The organism is Streptomyces sp. NPDC006134 (assembly GCF_040628835.1).
GTDB lineage: Bacteria > Actinomycetota > Actinomycetes > Streptomycetales > Streptomycetaceae > Streptomyces.
On the sequence record NZ_JBEXTV010000026.1, the window covers coordinates 67830 to 87798 of the forward strand.

Consider the following 19969-nt stretch of genomic DNA (forward strand, 5'->3'; position numbering starts at 1 on the left):
TATGCGCAAGAAGACGTTCGCCGCGGCTGCGGCGCTGCTCGCCGCCGCTTCCCTGACCCTGACCGCCTGCGGCAGCGGCGGTGACGGCGACCAGCCCGTCGCCGTGGTCTCCGAGGAAGCCGGCAGCCAGAAGGCCGCCACCGTGCTCGACAAGCCGTTCGAGAAGCCGGACCTGGTCCTCACCGACACGCACGGGAAGAAGTACGACTTCCGTGAGGAGACCGCGGGGCGGCCGACCCTGCTGTACTTCGGCTACACCCACTGCCCCGACGTGTGCCCGCTGACGATGAACAACATCGCCGTGGCCAAGAAGCAGCTGCCCAAGGCCGAGCAGGACAAGCTGCGCGTCGTGTTCGTCACGACCGACCCCGAACGCGACACCCCCGCCGCGCTCGGCAGCTGGCTCAAGGGCATCGACTCCGACATCGTCGGCCTGACCGGCGACTTCGCCACCATCCAGGCCGGCGCCCGCACCCTGGGCATCTCCATCGAACCGCCGGAGAAGGACAAGAACGGCAAGGTCGTCTCCATGCACGGCACCCAGGTCATCGCCTTCTCGCCGAAGACCGACGCGGGATACGTCCTGTACGGCGAGGACGCCGACGTCGACGACTACACCGAGGACCTGCCCAAGCTCATCACGGGAGCCAAGCCGTGAGGCGTCCGGCCGTCCCCCTCGCCGCGGCCCTCGGCGCCGCGCTGCTCCTGTCCGGCTGCGGCGCGGACGGCTCAGGCTCCGGATCCGGTTCCGGTTCCGGCTCCGGCTCCGGCTCCGGCTCTCCGGCCGAGCTCTCGGTCAGCGCCGCCTACATGCCGCAGCCCGTCTCCGACTCCATGGCGGCCGGGTTCCTGACCCTCACCAACGAGGGCGGTACGAAGGACGAGCTGACCTCGGTCACCAGCGACCTGGGCGAGGTCACCGTGCACGAGACCGTCGGCGGGGTGATGAAGGAGGCCGGTTCCCTCGCGGTGCCCGCGCACGGCCGGCTGGTGCTCGAAAGCGGCGGCAGCCATCTGATGTTCGAAAAGCTGAAGCACCGGCCGAAGGAGGGTGAGAAGGTCTCCGTCGAGCTGCACTTCGCCCACTCCGACCCCGTCCGCGCCGAGCTGCCGGTGAAGCCGGCCACGTACCGCCCGTCGGCCGGACACTGAGGGAGGCCCCTGTGACACGGACCATCGCCCCTCGCGTCCGGCCCCTGGTGCTGCTGTTCCTGGCGGTCGTCGGCACGCTGTTCGCCGGTGCCGCCCCGGCCTCCGCACACGCCGCGCTGACCGGCAGCGACCCCCGGCAGGGGGCGGTGGTCGACAAGGCGCCGGCCGTGGTGTCGCTCACCTTCTCCGAGGAGGTGTCGACGGACGGCGACTCGCTGCGCGTGCTCGGCCCCAAGGGCGAACGCGTCGACGACGGGGCGCCGGCCCACACCGGCGGCACGACGTACGCCGTGAAACTCCACGCGGGCCTGCCCGACGGCACGTACACGGTGGCCTACCAGGTGGTGTCCGCCGACAGCCATCCCGTCGCCGGCGCCTACACCTTCTCCATCGGCGCGCCCTCCGAGACGTCCGTGTCGGTGGCCGCGCAGACGGCCGGAGGCGGAGTCGTCGGCTGGCTGTACGGGCTCGGGCGGTACGTGTCGTACGCCGGTTTCATCGTGCTGGCCGGCGGTGCCGCCTTCGTGCTCGCCTGCTGGCAGCGGGGGTCGGGGGTGCGGGCCGTGCAGCGGCTCGTCGTCTCCGGATGGGTCGCGCTCACCGCGTCCACGCTGGTGCTGCTGCTCCTGCGGGGCTCGTACACCGGCTCCGGGAAGATCGGCGACATCTTCGACCTGGAGCTGCTCGGACAGGTGCTCCAGACCAAGACCGGCGCGGCGCTGGTCTCCCGGCTGCTGCTGCTCGCCGCGGCGGCGCTGTTCGTGGCCGTGCTCTTCGGCGCGTACGACAAGCGCGAGGAGGCGGAGAGACGCGACCTGACCTTCGGGCTCTCGGTCGGCGGCACCGTCGTCGCGGCCGGGCTCGCCGCGAGCTGGGCGATGGCCGAGCACGCCTCCACCGGGCTCCAGCCCGGCATCGCCATGCCGGTCGACGTCGTCCACCTGCTGGCCGTCGCCGCCTGGCTCGGCGGACTCACCGCCCTGCTCGTCGCGCTGTACCGGGCACCCGCCGAGACGCCGGTCGAGGCGGGTGCCGTACGCCGGTTCTCGCGCCTCGCGTTCGGCAGCGTGATCGCCCTGGTGGCGACGGGCGCCTACCAGTCCTGGCGCCAGCTCGGGTCCTGGTCGGCCTTCACCGAGACCCGGTACGGGCAGCTGCTGCTCGTGAAGATCGGGCTCGTCGTGGTGCTCGTCGGCATCGCGGCCGTCTCACGGAGGTGGACGGCCCGGCTGGCCGGGCCGGTGCCGTCGGCCGCGGGTGAGGAGCGGGAGAAGGAGCCCGCCGGGGTGCGGGCCGCCGCCGGCGGTTCCGAGGGCGCCCTCGCGGATGGTTCCGAGAAGGCCCTCGCCGGCGGCTCGGGGAAGCCGGCCGCCGAGGGGGCCGCGGCTTCGGGCGGCACCGGCGCCGGCTCCGGAGAGCCGGACCCCGCCGGCTCCGAGGAGGGCGCCGCCGATCCGGTGCGGGCCGCTCAGCTCGCCCGGCAGCGGGCCGCGCGGGACGCCGCGCGGCAGAAGCGGATGCGGGACGCCGATCCGCACCGTTTCGGACTGCGCCGCTCGGTGCTCGCCGAGGCGGGTGTCGCGGTGGTGCTGCTCGCCGTGACGACCGCGCTGACGCAGAGCGAGCCGGGGCGTACGGAGCAGGAGGCCGCGGCTGCGGTCTCGTCCTCGTCCTCGTCCTCGTCCTCGTCCTCGTCGCAGGCCGTACCACCCTCCGCTTCCGGGACGCTGACCCTGGACATGCCGTTCGACACCGGCGGCGAGGACGGCAAGGGCGTCGTGCGGGTCGAGCTCGACCCCGGGCGGCCGGGCTCCAACGCCGTGCACGTCTACGTCGAGCGGCCGGACGGGCGCGCCTTCGACGTCCCCGAGGTGAAGCTCGCCTTCACCCTGGAGTCCCGGGACATCGGGCCGCTGCCCGTCGTCCCCGACCACATCACCACCGGACACTGGTCGGCGAGCGGAGTGCAGATCCCCATGGCCGGCGGCTGGAAGATCGCCGCGACCGTGCGGACCTCCGACATCGACCAGGTGACCGTCTCCAAGAACGCGCAGATCGGCTGAACCGCACCATGGCTGACCAGTCCATTCCGCAGGCCCGTACGCCGGACACGGCCCTGGGGGAGACCACTGCGAAGGACACCTCCCGCACGGACGGCATCTCCCGGCGGCGGCTGCTCGGCACCGCCGGCGCCACCGGGCTCGTGCTCGGTGCGGCGGGCGGCGCCGTGGGGTACGCCGCCGCGCCCTCCGGGGCGACGCCGCTGACCTCGCTCGGCGCCGGACAGGTGATGTTTCACGGGAAACATCAGCCCGGCATCACCACGCCGATGCAGGCGCGCGGCCACCTCGTCGCCTTCGACCTGGCGGCGGGCGCCGGCCGCAAGGAGGCCGCCGCGCTGCTGCGCCGCTGGTCGGAGACGGCCCGGCGGCTGATGGCGGGCGAGCCGGCCGCGCACGGCGACACCGATGTGGCCCGGGACGCCGGACCGTCGTCTCTGACGGTCACCTTCGGCTTCGGGCACAGCTTCTTCGCCCGCACCGGCCTGGAGAAGCAGCGCCCCGTCGCCCTCGACCCGCTGCCCGACTTCTCCTCCGACCGGCTCGACAAGAAGCGCAGCGACGGCGACCTGTGGGTGCAGATCGGCGCCGACGACGCCCTCGTCGCCTTCCACGCCCTGCGCGCGATCCAGAAGGACGCGGGCTCCGCCGCCCGTGTCCGCTGGCAGATGAACGGCTTCAACCGCTCGCCGGGCGCCACCGCCCATCCCATGACGGCCCGCAACCTGATGGGCCAGGTCGACGGCACCAACAACCCCAAGCCGTCCGACGCCGACTTCGACCGGCGGATCTTCGTCCCGGCGGACGGCGAGCCCGCGTGGATGGCGAACGGCTCCTACGTCGTCGTACGCCGTATCCGCATGCTCCTGGACGACTGGGAGAAGCTGTCGGGCAAGGAGCAGGAGGACGTCATCGGCCGCCGGAAGGCGGACGGGGCGCCGCTGACCGGGGGGTCGGAGACGACCGAGATGGACCTGGAGAAGACGGACGCCGAGGGCAACCTGGTCGTCCCGGTCAACGCGCACGCCCGCATCACCCGCCCCGACCAGAACGGCGGCGCGGCCATGCTGCGGCGTCCCTTCTCCTACCACGACGGCTTCGACACCGACGGCGTGCCGGACGCGGGCCTGCTGTTCATCTGCTGGCAGGCCGATCCGCTGCGCGGGTTCGTGCCGGTGCAGCGCAAGCTGGACCGCGGGGACGCGCTGTCGGCGTTCGTCCGGCACGAGGCGAGCGGCCTGTTCGCGGTGCCGGGCGGGGCCGCGGAGGGCGAGTACGTGGGGCAGCGGCTGCTGGAGGGGTGAGCCGTCGCCCGGCGGCGTGGCGTGCCGGGGCGGCGGCGTGACGTGCCGGGGCGGCGGCGTGGCGTACCGGGGCGGCGGCGTGGCGTACCGGGGCGGCGGTGTGGCGTACCGGAGTGGCGGTGTGGCGTACCAGGGCGGCGGTGTGACGTGCCGGGGAAGCGGCCCGCGCGCCGTATCGGGCCCATTAGGGTGAGGACATGCCAGCGAGCTATGCGTATCTCGGCCCTGAAGGCACCTTCACCGAAGTCGCCCTGCGCACGCTTCCGGAGGCGGCGACCCGGGAGTTGGTCCCGTACGTGTCCGTGCAGTCCGCGCTGGACGCGGTGCGCACCGGCGAGGCCGAGGCCGCGTTCGTGCCGATCGAGAACTCCGTCGAGGGCGGCATCACCACCACCCTCGACGAACTGGTGGCGGGCCAGCCGCTGATGATCTACCGCGAGGTGCTGCTGTCGATCACCTTCGCACTGCTGGTCCGCCCCGGCACCCGGCTGTCGGACATCAAGACGGTGACCGCGCACCCGGCCGCCCAGCCCCAGGTGCGCAACTGGCTGAAGCGGAACCTGCCCGACGCCGTGTGGGAGTCGGCCGCCTCCAACGCCGACGGCGCCCGCCTGGTGCAGGAGGGCCGGTACGACGCGGCCTTCGCCGGCGAGTTCGCCGCCGCCCGGTACGGCCTCGAGGCCCTGGAGACCGGGATCCACGACGCGGAGAACGCCCAGACGCGGTTCGTGCTGGTCGGCCGGCCCGCCCGGCCGGCCGCGCCGACCGGCGCCGACAAGACGTCCGTGGTGCTGTGGCAGCGCGACGACCACCCCGGCGGCCTGCGTGACCTGCTGGGCGAGTTCGCCACGCGCGGCATCAACCTCATGCTGCTCCAGTCCCGTCCGACCGGCGCCGGCATCGGCAACTACTGCTTCTGCATCGACGCCGAGGGCCACATCTCCGACCGGAGGGTGGCGGAGGCGCTGATGGGGCTGAAGCGGATCTGCCTCCAGGTACGCTTCCTCGGCTCCTATCCGCGGGCCGACGTGACGGTGGCGGACGTGCGGCCGCCGCGACCGGGGACCTCGGACGAGGAGTTCGCCGCGGCGGCGGACTGGGTGGCACGCTGCCAGGACGGCAGGTTCTGACCAGGCCGCCACCGCTCGCGTCCGGCTGCCACCACTCGTGTCCGGCCAGCACCGCTCGCGCCTGGCTGCCACCGCTCGCGCCTGGCTGCCACTGTTCGTGTCCGGTCGGCACTGTTCGCGTCCGGTCGGCACCGTTCGCGTCCGGGCACGGCCGCTCCTGTCCGGTGGTGGATGGATGGACGGTGTTTTCCACAGAAGTTATCCACAGGTCCTCATCTCGACCTGGGGACAAGTCGACAACGGAAGGCCCGTCGGTCGACAAATCACCCCACAGGCCCCCACTTCGTCCACAGAGGGGCGGGTCATCCTTCGTCCACCCGTTTCCCCCGCTCCACTCGTCGGAGTGACCCGTTTCCACTCGAAAGTGCGTCGGAAGCGGGTTTGAACCGGGAATCCTTCGTCCGGGATGCCCGATTCGGAATGGCCAATTCCGTGGTCCACAGAACTTTCGCACAGCCTGTGGATAACTCTCCGGGGGTGTGGATTCCTGTGGACAACCACGGCCCCAAATCCCCGCCCCCACAAGGCAGTCCGGTCAACCGGACGCCCGGCACATCTGCCTCGTCCAGGTAATGAGACACTTTTTGTTGACGGTCGGGAATACCTGGGGCAATTGCCGCATAGTGGAACGTCATGCACGGCGGTGAATACGGAGTCGTGGGCTGTCACCCCGCACCGGTAGCCTTGACCGCGTGATTGACCTTCGCCTGCTCCGTGAGGACCCCGACCGTGTGCGCGCGTCCCAGCGCGCCCGTGGAGAGGACGTCGCGCTCGTCGACTCCCTCCTCTCTGCCGACGAGCGGCGCAGGTCGTCCGGCGTCCGCTTCGACGAGCTGCGCGCCGAGCAGAAGGCGCTCGGCAAGCTCATCGGCAAGGCCACCGGGGACGAGAAGGCCGAACTGCTGAAGAAGGCGAGCCGGCTCGCCGCCGACGTCAAGGCCGCCGACGCCGAGCGCGACGCGGCCGACGCCGAGACCCAGGAGCTGCTCCAGAAGCTCGGCAACCTCGTCCACCCCGACGTGCCCGTCGGCGGCGAAGAGGACTTCGTCACGCTGGAGACGCACGGCACGATCCGCGACTTCGCCGCCGAGGGCTTCGAGCCCAGGGACCACCTGGAGCTCGGCCAGCTGCTCGGCGCCATCGACGTCGAGCGCGGCGCCAAGGTCTCCGGCTCCCGCTTCTACTTCCTCACCGGTGTCGGCGCCCTGCTGGAGCTCGCGCTGGTGAACGCGGCGATGGCACAGGCCACGGCGGCCGGCTTCACGCCGATGCTGACGCCGGCGCTGGTGCGCCCCCAGTCGATGGCGGGCACCGGCTTCCTCGGCCAGGCGGCCCAGGACGTCTACCACCTGGCCGACGACGACCTGTACCTGGTCGGCACGTCCGAGGTGGCGCTGGCCGCGTACCACATGGACGAGATCATCGACGCCGACCGCCTGCCGCTGCGCTACGCGGGCTTCTCGCCCTGCTTCCGCCGTGAGGCCGGGTCGCACGGCAAGGACACGCGGGGCATCTTCCGCGTCCACCAGTTCGACAAGGTCGAGATGTTCTCCTACGTCACCCCGGAGGAGTCGCAGGAGGAACACCGGCGGCTGCTGGAGTGGGAGAAGCAGTGGCTGACCTCGCTGGAGCTGCCGTTCCGCGTGATCGACGTCGCCTCCGCCGACCTCGGCGCCTCGGCCGCCCGCAAGTTCGACTGTGAGGCGTGGATCCCGACCCAGGGCAAGTACCGCGAGCTGACCTCGACCTCGGACTGCACCGAGTTCCAGTCCCGCCGCCTGTCGATCCGGGTCCGCGAGGACAAGAAGGTGCGCCCGCTGGCGACGCTCAACGGCACCCTGTGCGCCGTACCGCGCACGATCGTGGCGATCCTGGAGAACCACCAGCAGGCCGACGGCTCGGTGCGCGTGCCCGAGGTGCTGCGTCCGTACCTGGGCGGCCGGGAGGTCCTGGAACCGGTGGCCAAGTGAGCGAGCCGGATTCCGCCGCGGGCCTTCCGTACCGGCTGATCGCGACCGACCTCGACGGGACGCTGCTGCGTTCCGACGACTCGGTCTCGCAGCGCACCCGTGAGGCGCTCGCCGCGGCCACCGCGGCGGGCGCCGCCCACATCGTCGTCACCGGCCGTGCCGTGCCCTGGACCCGTCACATCCTCGACGACCTCGGTTACGACGGGCTCGCGGTGTGCGGGCAGGGCGCCCAGGTCTACGACGCCGGGGCGCACCGCCTGCTGACGTCGGTGACCCTGGACCGGCAGCTGGCCGGGGTGGCGCTGGCCAAGATCGAGGCGGAGACCGGTCCGCTGTACCTGGCGGCCAGCCGTGACGGCCTCGACGGCGAGGTCCTGGTCGGCCCCGGTTACGAGGCACACGGCTCCCTGCCGTCGGTTCCCTTCACCGACGCCTCCGACCTGTGGTCCGCGCCACTGAACAAGATCTACGTGCAGCACCCGACGCTGTCGGACGACGAGCTGGCCGAGGTGGCCCGGCAGGCCGCGGGCGGTTTCGTCACGGTCACCATGGCCGGCGCGGGCATCGTCGAACTGCTTCCCCTCGGCCTGTCCAAGGCCACCGGCCTGTCCCTGGCGGCCCGCCGCCTCGGCGTGAAGGCCGCGGAGACGATCGCCTTCGGCGACATGCCCAACGACATCCCGATGTTCGGCTGGGCGGCGCGGGGTGTGGCCATGGCCAACGCCCACGAGGAGCTCAAGGCGGTCGCCGACGAGGTGACGTCCTCCAACGACGAGGACGGCATCGCGGTGGTGCTGGAGCGGTTGCTGGGCTGACGCCCGGCGGCCGGCGGAGGAGGCACGGGCCGAACGCGCGCGGGGTGTCCCGGCCTCGGCTCGGCGAACCGGTGTCTCGTCTCCCGGCCGACGCTCCGGGGGAGGGCGGCCCACGCGGTCCCCACGCGCCGCGTGCTCGAAGCGGCCGCCCCGGGCAGCTCCCGTGCGGGGCGGGCTCGACGGAGGAGTGGTGACTGCTCCGGAGCCCGCCGCGGGCTGCCCTGCCGGGAGCCGGACGTCCTGTCGTGCGGGGACGTCGCCCAGCTCCTCTCCCGGATCACGGCGCCACCACGATCCCGGCACGAACCCGGCACGAACCCGGCACGATCCCGGCGGCGCGGACACCATCAGTGTGCGGACGGGCCGGACGGGGCGCCACCGATTAATCACCCGCCAGGGCGCCACTAATCACCGGCCAGGGCGCCACCGATCGACCGGGGGAGCCCCGCCGCGGAAAACGGGAAGCCCCGCCGCGGAAACGGGAAAGTCCCGCCGCGGGGTCCGGAGCCTGTCATTCCTCTCCGGCCAGTGTCAGCGACCGGAGTTTCCGTCCGGCGTACCAGGTCGCCAGCACGGTCACCGCGGCCAGCAGCACCGTCGCCGTCGGCAGGCCGACGTCCGAGGTCACCAGGTTGCCGTCGGCGACCTTCTGCGCCACCGCCAGCGACCACTGCTGGACGCTCAGCGTGCGCGCCCCGGGTACCAGGGAACCGAACAGCGCCTCCCAGACCAGGGCGTAGACCAGCCCGAACACCACCGCGTGCCGGGAGACCGTCCCCAGCAGCAGGAACAGGGCCGCGTACGCGATGGAGGCGACCAGCGCGGCGACCGTGTAGGCGACGGCGACCTGCTGGCCGTTGCCGTTGAGGACCAGGCCGGCGATCAGCGTCGGCACGGCGGAGAAGACCATCGTCACGGCGATCGCGACGATCAGCTTGGTGAAGATGATCGACGGCCGTTTGACCGGCTTCGACAGCAGGTACACCACCGAGCCGTCGTCGATCTCCGGGCCGATCGCGCCGGTGCCGGCGATCACACCGATGATCGGGACCATCGTGGCGAGGGCGAATCCGCCCAGCACGTCGGCCGCGGTCTGGTCGTCGGCTCCGGACAGGGCGCGCACCGCCACGGCGATGACGAGCAGCAGCAGGGGCAGCGCGCCCAGGATGAGGGCCCGGCGGCGGCCGAGCAGGGCCCGGTAGGTGAGCCGGGCGACTGTGGGGTCGTACATTTCGGCCTCCTACGCCGCGACCAGGTACGAGAAGACGGACTCGAGGGACTCGTCGGACGGCGAGACCGTGAGCAGCCGGATGCCGTGGTCCCGCGCGACCTTCGGCAGCAGGGCCGTGAAGCGGGCGAAGTCGACGGCCTGGACGCGCAGCGCGCCCTCGGCGTGGTCGACCTCGATGCCGGACGTCGACGGGTCGGCGATCAGCGCGGCGGCCAGGGCCCGGTCGTCGCTGGAACGCACCAGGTAGCGGTGGGGGCGGTCGGTCATCAGGCGGCGGATCCTGCGGTAGTCGCCGCTGGCGGCGTGGCGTCCGGCGACGACGACCTCGATGTGCCAGGCGAGCTGCTCGACCTCTTCGAGGATGTGCGAGGAGAACAGCACCGTGCGGCCCTCGTCGCCCATGCGCCGCAGCAGGTCCATCAGCTGCATGCGCTGGCGCGGGTCCATGCCGTTGAAGGGTTCGTCGAGCAGGAGCAGGGAGGGGTCGTGGACGAGGGCGCTGGCCATCTTCACGCGCTGCCGCATGCCCTTGGAGTAGGTCGCGATCCTGCGGTCCTGCGCGTACTCCATCTCGACGGTGGCGAGCGCCTTCCGGGCCTCCTTGGCGCCGAGGCCGTGCAGTTCGGCGTTGGCCAGGACGAACTCGCGGCCGGTGAGGAAGTCGTACATCGCCTCCCGTTCGGGGACGATGCCGATGTGCCGGTAGATCGCCTCGTTGCGCCACACCGGCTGCCCGTCGAGGGTGACGGTGCCGGTGGAGGGGGCCAGGAAGCCGCCCATCATGTTGATGAGGGTGGATTTCCCGGCGCCGTTGGGGCCGAGGAGGCCGGTGACGCCGGGGCCGATGGTCATGGTGATGTCGTTGACGGCGACCACGTTGCCGAACCAGCGGGAGACGTGGTCGATGGTCAGTGTGGTCACAGTCCCGCCTTCTTGTACGTGGTCACAGTCCCGTCCTGTACGTGGTCACAGTCCCGTCCTGTACGTGGTCGCAGCCCCGCCTTCCGGGTACGTGGTCACAGTCCCGCCTTCCGGATACGTGGTCACAGTCCCGCCTTCCGGTAGCGGCGCATCAGCAGGCCGTGGCTCGCGGCGATCAGGCCCAGGGTGACCAGGACGTAGACCACGCCCTCCGCGGTACCGGGGCCGGACCCGCCGGGGAAGGCCGAGGGGGCGCCGAGGAACGCCGATTGCACGCCGTCGATGAGGGTGATCGGCGAGAACAGCCCGATCCAGGCGACGGCCCCGGTGCTGCCCTGCACCTCCGCGATGGCCTGGAGGGTGGAGACCGCGCCGTAGGTGATGGTCAGGACGGCGATGACGGCCGCGATGCCGAAGCCGCGCCGCGGCGTGACCGAGGCGACGACCAGGCCGATGCCGGCGAAGAGCAGGGAGAGCAGTGCCACGGAGACGAGTCCCTGTGCGAATCCTTCGGTCTGGTCGGCGAAGTCCAGCTTGGCCAGCAGCGCGCCGATGTAGAGCACCAGCAGCGGGGCGGCGGTGAGGAGGAACATCGCCGAGGCCAGCGCCGCGTACTTGGCGCGTACGTAGTCGGAGGTCTCGATGGGCCGCGAGAAGTACAGCGGCACGGTCTTGAAGCGCAGGTCGCGGGAGACCGACTGGGGGGCCTGCGAGGCGACGTACAAGCTGATGACGGCCTGCATGACGATCGCGTAGCGCGTGTAGTCGAGGGGCAGCTCGTTCGACTTGGTGACGACGGCCACGGCGACCATGATCGCCGCGGGGACGCACATCACGACGAACAGCAGCATCGGCAGCACCTTGGACTTGGCCGAGCGGCCGAGGCCGTAGGCGCCGCGCAGGGACTGCGAGTAGAGGGAGCGGCGGGCGTAGGCGCGGCCGAGGCGGGGGCCGTCGTAGGAGCGGTAGCCGATGTTGTGGATACGGGTCTGGTCACCCGGGGGTGCCGCCGTGGGCTGTTCAGCCGCCATGGCCGACGGCCTCCTTCCGCTGCTCGTCTCGCTCGTCCCGGCCATCCCGCTCGTCCCGGCCATCCCGCTCGTCCCGACCATCCCGCTCGTCCCGACCATCCCGCTCGTCCCGACCATCCCGCTCGTCATCGCGGGTGAAGACCTCGGCGATGTGGTGCCGGCGCTGCTCCATGCGCACCAGGCCCAGGCCGAGGTCCGCGATGACGTCCCGGACCAGGTCGTAGGTCTCGTCGCCCGTCGCGGTGAGCAGCAGGACGTGGCCCGCGCCCGGCAGGCCGCTGCCGTCCTGGACGGTCACCCCGCGCGCGTGGAGCGCGTCGCGCACCGCGCGGGTGCCGTCGGGGTGCGCGTCGGTGTCGGTGACCTCGATCGCGAGGGTGGTCGTGGTCTGGGTGAAGTCGGTGGTGGAGCTGGCGCGCAGCAGCTTGCCGCCGTCGATGACGACGACGTGGTCGCAGGTGCGTTCCAGTTCGCCCAGCAGGTGGGAGGTGACCAGGACCGAGATGCCGAAGTCGGTGTGGACGCGGCGGATCAGGCCGAGCATCTCGTCGCGGCCGACCGGGTCGAGGCCGTTGGTCGGCTCGTCGAGGAAGACCAGCTGCGGGTCGTGGACGAGTGCCTGGGCGAGCTTCACGCGCTGCTTCATGCCGGTGGAGTAGCCGCCGATGGGGCGGTAGCGCTCCTCGTAGAGGCCGACGTGGCGCAGGGTGTCCGCGGTGCGCTCGCGCGCGGCGGTGGGCGGCAGGCCGGACATGCGCGCCATGTGGACGACGAACTCGGTGGCAGAGACGTCCGGCGGCAGGCAGTCGTGCTCCGGCATGTACCCGACCCGCTCGCGGATGGCGCCCCCCTCGGTGGCGACGTCGAGTCCGAGCACCTCGGCGCGGCCCTCGGTGGCGGGGGACAGACCCAGCAAGATCTTGATCAGGGTCGACTTGCCGGCCCCGTTGGCGCCGACGAGTCCGGTGACACCGGGCCCGATGTCCACGGTGAGCCGGTCGAGGGCGGTCACCTTGGGGAACCGCTTGCTCAGGCTTTCGGTCGCGATCACAGTCACGCTTCGACGGTAGTGACGCCCGCCACGCCGGTCGTCAGACCGGAGAGCCGTCTTGGTGTCCGACTCCAGTCGTACGGGCCCGTAGGGGACCCCCTGCCCGAGCGAGACGGCCGGCCGCCCGGGACGCGGTCCTTCTATTGACGTCAGGTCTAACAACTGGGAGATTCGGCCCGTCACATGGCGAGCGAGCGGCGCGGCCGGCGAGAGCCGGTGCCGGCAGGGACCGGTGCCGACGGGGACCGGTGCCGGCAGGGACCGGTCCCTATGGGAACAACCGGTGCCGACGGGCGGGTGGGGTACGTGGAGTGGTGGCCGGTCACGGCCGCCGCCACCTGCCGGTGGCGGACCGGACCAGGGCCGGACCAGACCGGGGTCGGGTACGCGCGTCGCGGCCGACGATCCGCCGCATGTGCGGCGCTGGGCGGAGGGAAAGTGACGGTGCTGAAGGGTGCGCGGGAGCGCCGGGTGCCGGCCGGCGGGGTGGAGCTGTGCGTGGCCGAGCTGGGGGATCCGGGACGGCCGACGGTCGTCCTGGTGCACGGCTACCCGGACAGCAAGGAGGTCTGGTCGGAGGTGGCCGCACGCCTGGCCGGCCGCTTCCACGTCGTGCTGTACGACGTCCGGGGCCACGGCGGGTCGACGGCGCCGCGGCCGTCGCGGGGCGGTTACACGCTGGAGAAACTCACCGACGACTTCCTCGCGGTCGCGGACGCCGTCAGCCCCGGCCGGCCGGTGCACCTGGTGGGGCACGACTGGGGCTCGGTGCAGGGCTGGGAGTTCGTCACCGTCCGGCGCACCGAGGGGCGGATCGCCTCCTTCACCTCGGTCTCCGGTCCGTCCCTGGATCACTTCGGCCACTGGATCGCCGAACGGCTGAAGCGGCCCACCCCGCGCCGGGCCGCCCAGCTCCTCGGCCAGGGCGCCAAGTCCTGGTACGTCTACGCGCTGCACACGCCCGTCCTGCCCGAACTGGCCTGGCGCGGACCGCTCGGCACATACTGGCCGGGCATCCTGTGCCGTGTCGAGAAGCCGCCCACGGGCGGCTATCCGACCGCGTCGCTGCCGAGGGACGCGGCGCACGGGGCGTGGCTGTACCGGGACAACGTACGGGCCCGGCTGCGCCACCCGCGCACCGACGCGTACGCCCACGTGCCCGTGCAGCTCGTCACGCCCCTGAAGGACGCCTTTCTGTCCGAGCGGCTCTCCGACGGACTGGAGCGGTGGGTGCCGCGGCTGACCCGGCGCACGCTGCCGGCCCGGCACTGGGTCCCGCGCACCCGGCCCGACCTGCTGGCCGGCTGGATCACGGAGTTCGTCACGGCCGTGGAGGACGGCCGGCCGGAGACGGCGGCGAGCGGAGCGGGCGGGAAGCACGCCGACCGCTTCGGCGGGCAGCTGGTCCTGGTCACCGGCGCGGGAAGCGGCATCGGGCGGGCGACGGCCCTCGCCTTCGCGCGGGCCGGGGCCCGTGTGGTGGCCGTCGACCGGGACGCCGGGGCCGCGGCGCGCACGGCGGAGCAGGCCCGCGACGCCGGTGCCCCGGCCGCCTGGGCGGAGACCGCGGACGTCTCCGACGCACAGGCCATGGAGGAGCTGGCCGCGCGGGTCACCGCCGAGTACGGCGTGGTGGACGTCCTGGTGAACAACGCCGGGATCGGCCTGGCGGGCTCCTTCTTCGACACCACCCCGGAGGACTGGAAGAGGGTTCTCGACGTCAACCTGTGGGGGGTCGTCCACGGTTGCCGCCTCTTCGGCCGGCGGATGGCCGAGCGCGGCCAGGGCGGCCACATCGTCAACGTGGTCTCGGCGTCGGCGTACCAGCCCTCCCGGGCGCTGCCCGCCTACAGCACCTCCAAGGCGGCGGTGCTGATGCTGAGCCAGTGCCTGCGCGCCGAGCTGGCCGGCCGGGGCATCGGCGTGACGGCGGTGTGCCCGGGCTTCGTCGCCACCGGCATCACCTCCACCGCGCGTTTCGCCGGGGTCGGCGACGAGGAGGAAGCACGGCTCCGGAGGCGGGCCGCGCGCCTGTACGGACTGCGCGGCTGTCCGCCGGAGAAGGTCGCCGACGCGATCCTGGACGCGGTCGCGCACGACAGGGCCGTCGTGGCCGTCACGCCCGAGGCGCGGGCCGCGCGCCTGCTGTCCCGGTTCCTGCCGGGGGTGTCACGGGCGGTCGCACGGGTGAAGCCGCCCCTGTGAGGTGAGGACGTGGGTTCCCCCTGGGGGCCGTAGCCCGGTGGTGGCGCCTGTTTCACGTGAAACGTCCTCGGGCGCTTAGGCTCGACCGCATGAGTCTGCGCCTGAGCACCGTGATCCTCCCGTACCGCCGCTGGCACGAAGGCGGCCGTTCGGCCTGGACGCGTGCCGAGCAGCTCGGCTTCCACGCCGCGTACACCTACGACCACCTGTCCTGGCGCAGCTTCCGCGACGGCCCCTGGTTCGGTGCCGTCCCGACGCTCACCGCCGCCGCGTCCGTCACCGAGCGGCTGCGTCTGGGCACCTTGGTGACCTCCCCGAACTTCCGGCACCCGGTGACCCTCGCCAAGGAGCTGATCTCCCTCGACGACATCTCGGGTGGCCGGGTCACGCTGGGCATCGGCGCGGGCGGCACCGGCTTCGACGCCACCGCGCTCGGGCAAGAGCCGTGGACGCCTCGCGAGCGGGCCGACCGGTTCGCCGAATTCGTGGGCCTTCTCGACCGGCTGCTGACCCAGGACGCGGTGTCGTACGAGGGGGACTTCTACGCGGCGCACGAGGCGCGCAACATCCCCGGCTGTGTGCAGCGGCCCCGGCTGCCGTTCGCGGTGGCCGCCACCGGGCCGCGCGGGCTGCGGCTCGCCGCACGGTACGGGCAGGCGTGGGTGACCACCGGTGACCCCAAGCTGTACGAGGACGGCACCCCCGAGCAGTCGGTCCGGGCCCTGCGCGGTCAGATCGAGCGGCTGGCCGACGTCTGTGCGGAGGCCGGCCGCGACGTGACCGGGCTCGACAAGGTCCTGCTCACCGGGTTCACGCCGGACCGGGGCCGGCCGCTGGAGTCCCTGGACGCGTTCGTGGACTTCGCGGGCCGGCATCGAGAGCTCGGTTTCACGGAGATCGTGGTGCACTGGCCGATCCCGGAGTCGGACTTCGCCGCCGACCAGAAGGTCTTCGAGCAGATCGCCATGGAGGCCCCGGCGCAGCTGTGCTGAACCGCGGGCCGGCGCGGGCCGCGGTCGTCCCCGGTGGCGACGGGGTGAGCCCCGGCGGCGGGCAGTCAGTCCCTGCGGTGGGCGGTCGGTCCCTGCGGTGGGCGGTCGGTCCCTGCGGTGGGCGGTCGGTCCCGGCGGCGGGCGGTCGGTCCCGGCGGCGGGCGGTCGGTCCCGGCGGCGGGCGGTGCGGGAAGAGGGGTACCTCACAGATGTGCGGACTTTCGCACGGACGTGCGGGCATATGCGGAACAATGACCGGGTGACCTCAGCGACTCGACAGCCGGAGACACCGGCCCCCACCGTCCCCCCGCGGCTGATCGCGACCGACCTCGACGGCACGCTGCTGCGGGACGACAAGTCGGTCTCCCCGCGCACGGTCGCCGCGCTGGCCGCCGCCGAGGAGGCCGGCATCGAGGTCTTCTTCGTCACCGGCCGCCCGGCCCGCTGGATGGACGTCGTCAGTGACCACGTCCACGGTCACGGCCTCGCCATCTGCGGCAACGGCGCCGCCGTGGTCGACCTGCACGGCGGCCCCGGCGCCCATCGGTTCGTGAAGGTGCGGGAGCTGGCCCGGGAGAACGCGCTGGACACCGTACGGCTGCTGCGCGAGGCGGCGCCGGGGACGGTGTACGCGATCGAGCAGCCGTACGACTTCAACCAGGAGCCGGAGTACCCGAAGCTGCACGTGGAGGTCCCCGACGTGCTCGCGCCCGCCGAGGAGCTCCTCGGTCCCGACGGTCCCGCCGCGGGCGACCCCGTCCTCAAGATCCTCGCCTTCCACCCCGACCTCGACCCCGACGCCTTCCTCACGCTGGCCCGGCTGGCCATCGGCGACCGTGCCACCGTCACCCGGTCCAGCCCCAGCGCCCTGCTGGAGATCAGCGGCCCGGGCGTCTCCAAGGCCAGCACGCTCGCCCTGTGCTGCGCCGAGCGCGGCATCTCCCACGAGGAGGTCGTCGCCTTCGGGGACATGCCGAACGACGTCGAGATGCTCACCTGGGCGGGGCGGTCCTACGCGATGGGCAACGCCCATCCCGACGTGATCGCCGCCGCGTCGGGGCGGACGGTCGCCAACAACGAGGACGGGGTCGCGGTCGTGATCGAGCGGCTGCTGGCGGAGCGTTCCTGATCCGCCGCACCGCCCCTCACGTCACAACGTCACGCCCCGCTTCTCCAGCCACGGCACCGGATCCAGCGCCGAGCCCATCGACGGAGTGACCCGCACCTCGAAGTGCAGGTGCGGCCCGGAGGAGTTGCCGGTGCTGCCCGACTGGCCGATCCACTGGCCGGTACCGACGCGGTCACCCTGGTCGACGGTGACGGCGGCGAGATGGGCGTACTGCGTGTAGTACCCGCCCGCGTGCTGCAGGACGACCTGCATGCCGAACGCACCCGAGCACGACACCCGCACCACCCGGCCCGCACCCACCGCCCGCACCGGTGTGCCCACCGGGACCGCGAAGTCCTGCCCGGTGTGCCGGTGCGCCCACCGCGCCCCGCCGCTGCCGAAGGACGCGGACAGCTCGTACGACTCCACCGGCGCCACCCACGCGCGCGTGAAGCGCACCTCCGGCTGGTCCAGCCGCACGGCACCGGGACAGGACCCAGCGGCCACCGACGCGTCCGCCTGTCCCTGCAACCGCCCCCGTGCCGTTTCGAGTGTGCGCTCGATGTTCCTCTTCAGGCCGGCGAGTTCGGCGTTGCTCCGCTCCAGCCGCTGCCAGGCCGCCGCGGCCTTCGCCTCGTCGGCGGCGAGCCGGGCCTCGGCCCGCCGGCTGCTCTCGACGGCGCTGTCGATGGCCAGTTCCGCCTGCCGGACCGCCCGGTGACCCCGCATCAGCGCGTCGGGATCGTCGGCGAGCACCATCCGCGCGGTCAGCGGGAGCCCGCCGCCGCTGCGGTACTGCTCACGCGCGAGGCGGCCCAGATCCTCGTTCACGGCCGCAATCTTCCGGCGCTGCCGGTCGAGCAGTTCCTCGAACCGCCGGACCTTCTCCCGTTCCTCCTCGGCCGCACGCCGCCCGGCCTCGTACTGCCGGGTCGCCGTGGCGGCCTTCTCGTACAGCCGCGCCACCTCCGCGCTCAGCCGCGCACCGGAACCGGAGGGGGTGTCCGTGGCGTCGGTGGGCCGGGCCGCGAGCACGGCGAGCGCGCACAGCAGCGCCGGAACGAGCAGTCGGGGACGGCGAGGTGAGCGCATGTCAGCGATCGTGTCCCGCGCGGTGGCACGCGGCCCTGTCCTGCTCGTACGGCCGGGGGACCCGTTGCTGCACACGGCTCAGTACGGCTGCTGCACACGGGGCATCGCCGCACCGGCGCCGACCAGCCGGGGAAGGCTCCCCACGGGTTTCGGGGCCGGGCGGGCGGCGCCTTCAGTACGGCGCCTCCCACACCAGCGTGGTCCCTCCGCCGTTCTCCCCGATGCCCGGCCCGTGCCGGCTGGAGCCGCCCAGGGACTCGGCGCGGCGCCGGAGGTTCTCCAGTCCGCTGCGCCGTCCGCCCACGGGGATGCCGACGCCGTCGTCGGCGACGGTCAGCCGGACGCCCGGCCTGCCGCCCCGCAGGGACACGGTCGCGTCGACGACGACATCGATCCGGGAAGCCCGGGCGTGCCGGAAGGCGTTGGAGAGGGCTTCACGCAGGGCGGCGACGAGGTTCTTGCCCGTCAGGTCACCGACGGCGCTGTCGACAGGCCCGACGAAACGGCAGGAGGGTGTGAAGCCCAGGGGCACGGCGGCCGTGGTGATCTCGCGCAGCACACGGCGGCGCAGTCCCGGTTCCTCCTCGGCGGGCTGCCGCAGTGCGAAGACGGCCGAGCGGATCTCCTGAATGGTCACGTCGAGTTCGCCGACGGCCCTGCCGACGCCGTCGCGCACCTCGGGCACGGCGGACCGGCGCCGGGCGCGCTCCAGCAGCATCCCGGTGGCGAACAGCCGCTGGACGACGAGGTCGTGCAGGTCCCGGGCGATGCGGTCACGGTCCTCGTACACCGCGAGCCGCTCCCGGTCGCGCTGCGCCTCGGCCATCATCAGCGCGAGCGCGGCCTGCGCGGCGAACCGGACGGCGAGGGCACGCTCGGTCCGCGAGAACGGGCGCTCCCCGCGCGCCCGGGGCGTGACGAGGCCGCCCAGCACCCGCCCGTGGCTGCGCAGGGGCAGCAGCATGGCCGGACCGTAACCGCGCGCGAGGCCGGTGACCAGGCGGGGATCGGTGGCGGCGTCGTCCACGAACACGGCCCGCCCGGCCAGCAGTTCGGTGACGGCGCCGCGGCCCGGCGGGAGCACCGTGCCCAGCGCCTCCGTCGGTCCCTCCGAGGCGACGGCGGCGATCTCCAGGCCACCCCCGTCGGCTGGCAGCAGCACGATCCCCGCGGCCGCTGCGGACAGCCGGCGGGCCTGCTCGGCGACCACCTGCAGGGCGTCGTCGGTGCCGTCGCCGGAGAGCAGGGCGGTGGTGACGGCGACCGATCCGTCGATCCAGCGCTCCCGCTGCCGGGTGGTCTCGTACAGCCGCGCGTTGCCGATGGCGATACCGGCCCCCGCGGCCAGCACCCGCACCATCGCGAGGTCGTCGTCGGAGAAGGGCTCCCCTCCGCGCTTGTCGGCCAGGTACAGGTTGCCGAAAATCTCGCCCCGCACCCGGATCGGGACGCCGAGGAAGCCGCGCATCGGCGGGTGGTGCGCGGGGAAGCCGCATGCGCGCGCGTCCGCGGTCAGATCCTCCAGCCGGACCGGGTCCGGGCCGCGGATCAGAGCGCCCAGCAGACCCCGGTGGCCGTCGGGCAGGTGCCCGATGCGGCGGGCCGTCTCCTCGTCGACGCCGCTGAACACGAAGTCGGCCAGTCCCTCACCGTCCTCGGCGACGACACCGATCGCCGCGTAGCGGGCGTCCGCCAGATCGGCCGCCGTCTCGCAGATCCGGTCCAGCGTGGAGTGCAGCTCCAGGCCGCTGCCGACGGACCGCATCGCCTCCAGCAGCTTCGGCACCCGCGCGAGAAGCTCGGCGGAGGCCCCCTGCGGGGACGGCCCGAGGCCGGGAGACGGTGCGGTGGGCATGCCCCGAGCCTAATGAGCACTTTTTATCCAGGAAAGTCGCACTTTCCGGCGG

The 19969-nt window shown here is 72.8% G+C and carries 16 protein-coding genes; 10 read left to right on the top strand and 6 right to left on the bottom strand.

The genetic code is table 11. The features are described from left to right. Position 1: 1 nt before the first annotated feature. The 7 genes from ABZ340_RS18850 (at position 2) to ABZ340_RS18880 (ending at position 8431) form a co-directional block, all read left to right on the top strand. Positions 2-658: an SCO family protein gene (locus tag ABZ340_RS18850; RefSeq protein WP_358782887.1), complete on the top strand. Its 657-nt coding sequence runs from the start codon at positions 2-4 to the stop codon at positions 656-658. Continuing rightward, on the top strand, positions 655-1152 hold the full coding sequence (locus tag ABZ340_RS18855) for a copper chaperone PCu(A)C (protein ID WP_358782888.1): 498 nt from the start codon (positions 655-657) through the stop codon (positions 1150-1152). The genes ABZ340_RS18850 and ABZ340_RS18855 overlap by 4 nt, the downstream gene beginning before the upstream one ends. Before the next feature lie 11 nt (positions 1153-1163). Next, entirely contained in the window at positions 1164-3215 is a 2052-nt protein-coding gene (locus tag ABZ340_RS18860) for a copper resistance protein CopC (protein ID WP_358782889.1), read from the top strand. Between the two features lie 8 nt (positions 3216-3223). Next, positions 3224-4516: an iron uptake transporter deferrochelatase/peroxidase subunit gene (gene efeB, locus ABZ340_RS18865; protein WP_358782890.1), complete on the top strand. Its 1293-nt coding sequence runs from the start codon at positions 3224-3226 to the stop codon at positions 4514-4516. A gap of 197 nt (positions 4517-4713) precedes the next feature. After that, entirely contained in the window at positions 4714-5646 is a 933-nt protein-coding gene (pheA, locus tag ABZ340_RS18870; protein WP_358782891.1) for a prephenate dehydratase, read from the top strand. A 692-nt stretch (positions 5647-6338) separates the two neighbouring features. After that, on the top strand, positions 6339-7616 hold the full coding sequence (serS, locus tag ABZ340_RS18875; RefSeq protein ID WP_358782892.1) for a serine--tRNA ligase: 1278 nt from the start codon (positions 6339-6341) through the stop codon (positions 7614-7616). After that, positions 7613-8431 (top strand): HAD family hydrolase, encoded by an 819-nt coding sequence (locus ABZ340_RS18880; protein WP_358782893.1) that lies wholly within the window; start codon positions 7613-7615, stop codon positions 8429-8431. The genes serS and ABZ340_RS18880 overlap by 4 nt, the downstream gene beginning before the upstream one ends. Positions 8432-8942: 511 nt before the next feature. Here ABZ340_RS18880 and ABZ340_RS18885 read toward each other — a convergent pair. From ABZ340_RS18885 to ABZ340_RS18900, 4 genes are all read right to left on the bottom strand, one after another. Beyond that, entirely contained in the window at positions 8943-9662 is a 720-nt protein-coding gene (locus ABZ340_RS18885; RefSeq protein WP_358782894.1) for an ABC transporter permease subunit, read from the bottom strand. Between the two features lie 9 nt (positions 9663-9671). Then, on the bottom strand, positions 9672-10583 hold the full coding sequence (locus ABZ340_RS18890; protein ID WP_358782895.1) for an ABC transporter ATP-binding protein: 912 nt from the start codon (positions 10581-10583) through the stop codon (positions 9672-9674). 122 nt (positions 10584-10705) lie between these two features. Next, complete coding sequence (locus ABZ340_RS18895; RefSeq protein WP_358782896.1) at positions 10706-11614, bottom strand: ABC transporter permease; 909 nt, start codon at positions 11612-11614, stop codon at positions 10706-10708. Beyond that, entirely contained in the window at positions 11604-12665 is a 1062-nt protein-coding gene (locus tag ABZ340_RS18900) for an ATP-binding cassette domain-containing protein (protein ID WP_358782927.1), read from the bottom strand. Before ABZ340_RS18900 ends, ABZ340_RS18895 begins: the two co-directional genes overlap by 11 nt. 438 nt (positions 12666-13103) lie before the next feature. On the opposite strand from ABZ340_RS18900, the gene ABZ340_RS18905 reads away from it, so the two are divergent. From ABZ340_RS18905 to ABZ340_RS18915, 3 genes are all read left to right on the top strand, one after another. Next, positions 13104-14870 (top strand): SDR family oxidoreductase, encoded by a 1767-nt coding sequence (locus ABZ340_RS18905; RefSeq protein ID WP_358782897.1) that lies wholly within the window; start codon positions 13104-13106, stop codon positions 14868-14870. Between the two features lie 89 nt (positions 14871-14959). After that, positions 14960-15862 (top strand): LLM class flavin-dependent oxidoreductase, encoded by a 903-nt coding sequence (locus tag ABZ340_RS18910; protein WP_358782898.1) that lies wholly within the window; start codon positions 14960-14962, stop codon positions 15860-15862. A gap of 241 nt (positions 15863-16103) precedes the next feature. Further along, positions 16104-16991, top strand: coding sequence for a Cof-type HAD-IIB family hydrolase (locus ABZ340_RS18915; RefSeq protein ID WP_358782899.1), 888 nt, complete (start codon positions 16104-16106; stop codon positions 16989-16991). 21 nt (positions 16992-17012) lie between these two features. Here the strand turns inward: ABZ340_RS18915 and ABZ340_RS18920 are convergent, their stop codons facing one another. Next, positions 17013-18062, bottom strand: coding sequence for a peptidoglycan DD-metalloendopeptidase family protein (locus ABZ340_RS18920; RefSeq protein ID WP_358782900.1), 1050 nt, complete (start codon positions 18060-18062; stop codon positions 17013-17015). Positions 18063-18234: 172 nt separating this feature from the next. After that, complete coding sequence (locus tag ABZ340_RS18925; protein WP_358782901.1) at positions 18235-19917, bottom strand: GAF domain-containing protein; 1683 nt, start codon at positions 19915-19917, stop codon at positions 18235-18237. Between the last annotated feature and the right edge of the window lie 52 nt (positions 19918-19969).